The 5,095-nt window shown below is 70.2% G+C and carries 3 protein-coding genes; 2 read left to right on the top strand and 1 reads right to left on the bottom strand.

Annotation, left to right across the window (positions count from 1 at the left end; all coding sequences use genetic code 11):
• Positions 1-3,511: SwmB domain-containing protein (locus OXN85_00045; GenBank protein MCY3598352.1), on the bottom strand; the 3,511-nt coding region annotated here is incomplete at its 3' end.
• Positions 3,512-3,917: 406 nt separating this feature from the next.
• Here OXN85_00045 and OXN85_00040 point away from each other — a divergent pair.
• Entirely contained in the window at positions 3,918-4,184 is a 267-nt protein-coding gene (locus tag OXN85_00040; GenBank protein ID MCY3598351.1) for a hypothetical protein, read from the top strand.
• 15 nt (positions 4,185-4,199) lie between these two features.
• A complete protein-coding gene (locus tag OXN85_00035) occupies positions 4,200-4,709 on the top strand; it encodes a hypothetical protein (protein ID MCY3598350.1) in 510 nt (169 codons plus the stop codon).
• Positions 4,710-5,095: the final 386 nt, after the last annotated feature.

Genomic DNA, 5,095 nt, shown 5'->3' with positions numbered 1-5,095 from the left:
TGTCGTCGGGGCCCGTCGACCAGCCCAGCACCACGTCCGAGTCCGCCGCCTGCGAAAGCCGGACGGTGAACTCCACCGCCGTGCCCTCGAGCGCCGAATCGCCCTCGACCGTCACCGCGATGGCCGGCGCCGGCGGCGGCGTCGGCGGCGGCGTCGGGGGTGGGGGCGGAGGAGCGGCGGGGGCCGTCGCCATCACGCCGAAGTCCGGCACCTCGGCGCCCGACGCCGTACGCAGCGGAGTCGAGCCCTTCGTGTAGCTCACCACCGCCTCCCGGCCGGCGGGCACTGCCGGCGCGATCGTCAGGTCCAGCGCCGAACCCCGGATCGACACCGCCGTCACGCGGTGCGCCGACGACGAGCCGGCCGCCAGCGTCACCGTGAAGTCGCCGGGAGACGGCACCGACGTGTCATCCAGCGCCTGGGCGAACTCCAGCGTCACCATCGCGCCATCGGCCGCCACCATGCCGCGCGTTGGGGGGCCCGCCGGCGGCGGCGGGGGCGGCGTCGCGGCGCCCGCGCCCGTCGTGGCGCCGCCCGACGCCGACCACGGGCTCTCCCCGTCGCCCGCCGCCCGCACCTGCACCACGTACGCCGTGCTCGCCGTCAGGCCCGAGATCACCGCCGAGGTCGACGACCCCGGGTTCGGCGGGCCGTTCGCCTCGCCCTCCTCGATCCAGTCCGACGGGTTCGACGGGTTCGAACTCCCCGCGTAGTAGCGCAGGTCGTAGTCCGTCACCGCCCGCGCCCCCGCGCTCGAGGGCGCACTCCACGTCACCGTCAGGCTCGTCGGCGACGCGGCCGTCACCGTCGGCGGCGCCGGAGCCGACGGCGGCTCCGCCACGTTCAGCAGATTGATCGTCAACTGGTGGCTCGCCGAAGACGTGCCGTCCGACGCCGTCACCGTCACCGCGTAGCTCGACTTCGCCTCGAAGTTCAGCGACGCGCCCGAAGCCACCGTGATCCGGCCCGTGTTCAACCCGATCGCGAACGACTCGTGGTCCGTGCCCCCGCCCGTGGTGCTGGACAGCGAGTACTCCAGCGGGTCGGCGTTCGGGTCCGTCGCCGTCACCGTGCCCACCAGCGTGCCCTCGGCGCTGTTCTCGCGCACCGACAGCGTCGAACTCGTCGTCGGGAAGCTCGGCGCCCCGCTCGCCGGGTTCCGCACCGTCCGGCCCGTGAAGTCCGCCACTTTCCGGCCGTTCCCGTCCTGAAGCGGGTTCGGGTCGCTCCCCGCCGCGTAGGCCAGCGTGACCGCCGTCTCGCCGGAGCCCACCGCCACGCTCAGCGTCAGATCCAGCATCGTCGCGTCGCCGGTCCGGAACTCGACCGCCGACACCGTCGTCGCCGTCGTCGTGCCCCCCACCGTGAACGTGGTCGTCGCCGGGGTCGCCGTCGTGCTCAGCGCCGCGTCGAACGTCAGCGTCAGTTCCGTTCCGTTCACCACCGCGTCCGTCACGGACGGCGGCGTCGCGTTCGTCACCGTCTGCCCGGTGAAGTCCGCCACCCGGTTGGCGCTCCCGTCCTGCAGCGGGTTCGAGTCGCCCCCCGCCGTGTAGGCCACCGTGATCCCCGTCGCGGCGACGCCCACGCGCGGGCTCAGCGTCAGGTCCAGCTTCGTCGCGTCACCGCTCCGGAACTCCACCGCCGTCACCGTCGTCGCCGGCGTCGTGCCCGTCACCGCGAACGTGCCCGCCTCCGGCGCGGCCGTCGTGCTCAGCGCCTCGTCGAACGTCAGCGTCAGCACCGTCCCGTTCACCTCCGCGCCCGTCACCGACGGCGGCGTCGCGTTCGTCACCGCCTGTCCGCTGAAGTCCGCCACTTCGTTTGCGTCCCCGTCCTGCAGCGCGTTCGTGTCGCCCCCCGCCGTGTAGGCCACCGTGATCCCCGTCGCGGCGGCCCCCACCCCCGGGCTCAGCGTCAGGTCCAGCTTCGTCGCGTCGCCGCTCCGGAACTCCACCGCCGTCACCGGCGTCGCCGGCGTCGTGCCCGACACCGTGAACCGCGTCGCAGCCGGAGCCGCCGTCGTGCTCAGCGCCTCGTCGAACGTCAGCGTCAGAACCGTTCCGTTCACCGACGCGTCCGTCACCGACGGCGGCGTCGCGTTCGTCACCGCCTGCGCGCTGAAGTCCGCCACCTTGTTGGCGTTCCCGTCCTGGAGCGCGCTCGCGTCGTTGCCCGCCGTGTAGGACACCGTGATCCCCGTCGCGGCGGCCCCCACCGCCGGGCTCAGCGTCAGGTTCACCTTCGTCGCGTCGCCGCCCGGAATCGCCACCGCCGTCACCGTGGTGGCAGGCGTCGTGCCCGACACACTGAACCGGGCCGTCGAAGGCGTCTTCGTCGCGTCCAGTTCCGCGTCGAACGTCAGCGTCAGCACCGTCCCGTTCACCGACGCGTCCGTCACCGCCGGCGGCGTCACGTTCGTCACCTCCTGGTCCGCGAAGTCCGCCACCTCCCCGCCGGTCGGGTCCTGGAGCGGGTTCGTGTCGGTCCCCTTCGCGTAGCTCACCGTGATCCCCGTCTCGCCGCGGGCCACCGCCGCGCTCAGCGTCAGGATCACCTGCGTCGAGTCCGTGCTGAACGCCACCGACGACACCGTCACCGCCGGCGGTGCGGGCGTCGACGTCCGGGCCACCGTGAACGTGCCCGTCCCGGGCGCCGTCGCCGGGTTCAGCTTCTTGTCGAACGTCACCGTCAGCGACGCGCCGTTCACCTCCGCCCCCGTCGGCGCCGGCCCGCTCGGCGGCGTGAGGCTCCCATCCACCTTGTGGTTCGCATCCCCCGACGTCGGCAGGCCGCTCTTCGTACGCACCGCGGGGTTACCGTCCGAGTCCTCGGCCGTCGCGGCGCCCGTGAGGAACACCACCAGGTCGTTCGTCGCGCTCGCCGTCTGCACCCACACCCCGTCCGCGTCCGTGTCCGTCGACAACACCGTGTACTCGAAGCGCAACGCGCTGTCCGCGTGAGTCTGGCTGTGGAGCATCAGCACCCGCCGGCTATTGCCCCGGTTGGTGTCATCGTCCCCAAGGTCCATGCGCAGACGCACGGCGTTGTTGCCACCCGTCAGCACCACCGGCTCGGTGAACTTCACCTCCACCGCGATCACGTCCCCCACCCCGTACGTGTCCGCCGTGTCGTCATCGTCCGTATCGATCGACGGCGTCGACACGATCCCCACCGACTGGATCGTCGGCTCGTCCCTCGTCACCGCGATGACGAACGTCCGCATCGCCGTGTCCGCCGAGTCCCGACCAGCGGGATTGAGGCTCGCGCTCCTCAGGTCGGCGTCGTCCGCGGAGTAGGTCACCGTGTAGTTTCCCGCCGTCGTCGGCGTCCCGGAGATCGTCCGCGTCGCGTCGTTGAACTCGAGTCCCGGCGGAAGACCACTCACCGCGTAGTAGTAGGGAAACGTCGCGACCCCACCGGTGGTGGTGAGCGACAGGTCGCCGCCCGTCGCCGCCGGTAGCACGAGGTCAGCGATCGCCTGGTCCGCCGGGTAGCTCTGATCACTCACCGCCGACAAACTCGGCGCGCTCGAGCCACCGAAGCCCCCGACGCGAAACGACACCGACGTCGTGACCGACGCCCCGTGTGGGTCCACGATCCTCAACGAGACGGTATCGGGCCTTTGCTTGTGCATCGAGACGGCTCTGTACTCGAGAGCTATGGCGGAGGAGGTGGTGCTGGTGGATCCATTATTGGCAATCCGCGGCGAAGGTCCATTCGTTACCGCAAAGTAGTGGACGCTGTCGGCAGCGGCGGTGGTGCCGGTAACGTGGATCGTCATCGCGTCCCCATCCGGATCGATGAGGCCGACTTCGCCCCACGATCCGCAGACTCTCCCGGCTCTCGTCAGCTGGGGGGAAACCGCGGTGCCTGCAGGCGCGTTGACCGCATCGCGAAGTATCGTAGGTAAGGCGGTGAGCGTGCAGGTGTTCGCCGCCTCGGCCTGCGGCGCCCCGTTCGTCGACGGCGCTGCGGCCGTCGACCCGCTCCCGGAGGTCGACCACGGGCCCTCGCCGTTCGCGTTCGCCGCGCGCACCTGCACCCGGTACGCCGAGTTCGCCTGCAGTGCCCGGATCGTGTCCGTCAACACCGTCCGCATCGAATCCGGGTGCGAGAGGCCCGGCGCGCCCTCCGTCACCCAGTCCGACTCGGAGTTCGGGTCGTTCGAGTCCTTGAAGTAACGAAGGTCGTAGTCCGTGATCGCCGACGCGCTCGTCGGTGCCGCCCAATTCACCGCCAGGGTCCCCGATGTCGGCCCCGGCCCCACCGTCGGAGCATTGGGCTGGCCCGGAGGGGAAGCGGAGGTAGTCTTCGCATGGCCTTTGACTGCGAACCGCAATGAAGTGCTCTCGGTCGACCAGCTACCGGTAGTGGTCCAGCCACGGTGGCGGGCGGTATTTGCGATGTTCCAGTCGGCCGAACCGCCTGAGTCCTCGCCGTCCGAAGCCGTGTTGCCAATGGCATCGGTGTTGTTCCCGCCGGCGGTCACATCGACGAGCACGCCATACGTCGTGCTGGCAGCCAGGTCGATTCCCGTCCCGGATGCCGTGAACGTGTTGGTCCCGTTGCTGAGCGAGGCGGGGCTCGTCAGCGTGCCCTCGGTGGTCCCAGGCTCGCCCGAGCTCGTTGCAACGATGCTTACGGTGAAGGACGCGGTAATCGTCGTCCCCGCCGGGAACACCAAGTCCACGCTGGTCAGCTTGTAGCCTAAGCTGTTACTGCCGGTGGTGAACGAATTGAACCAGTCGTTGCTAAAGCCCTGACCAACCCCAGGCGTCTGCCCGATGTTGCTCACCTGCGTGACGCTCGTCTGCGCCGACGCGCGTGCCGCCGACGCGGCGAACGCCAGCACGGCGAGGGCGAGCATGGGGAGGAGCCGAAACGCCCTGGTGGGAACCGGCAGCGGCGTCATGCCCGCAAGCGTCCCGTCGGTCTCGTTATTCTCGATCACTGCCGCACCCCCGGTTTCCCTCGCTCGACATACGAAATGACTCGCGCACGCAACGTTATAATGCCCTAAGTCATTGTCGCGCAACTACTTATATTGGGGGGTAACCCTCCAATTTTGGGGGTTTAGCCGGATTCGGACCTT

The sequence above is a fragment of the Candidatus Palauibacter australiensis genome (assembly GCA_026705295.1).
Classification (GTDB): domain Bacteria; phylum Gemmatimonadota; class Gemmatimonadetes; order Palauibacterales; family Palauibacteraceae; genus Palauibacter; species Palauibacter australiensis.
This window is presented reverse-complemented; position numbering and strand designations above follow the sequence as displayed.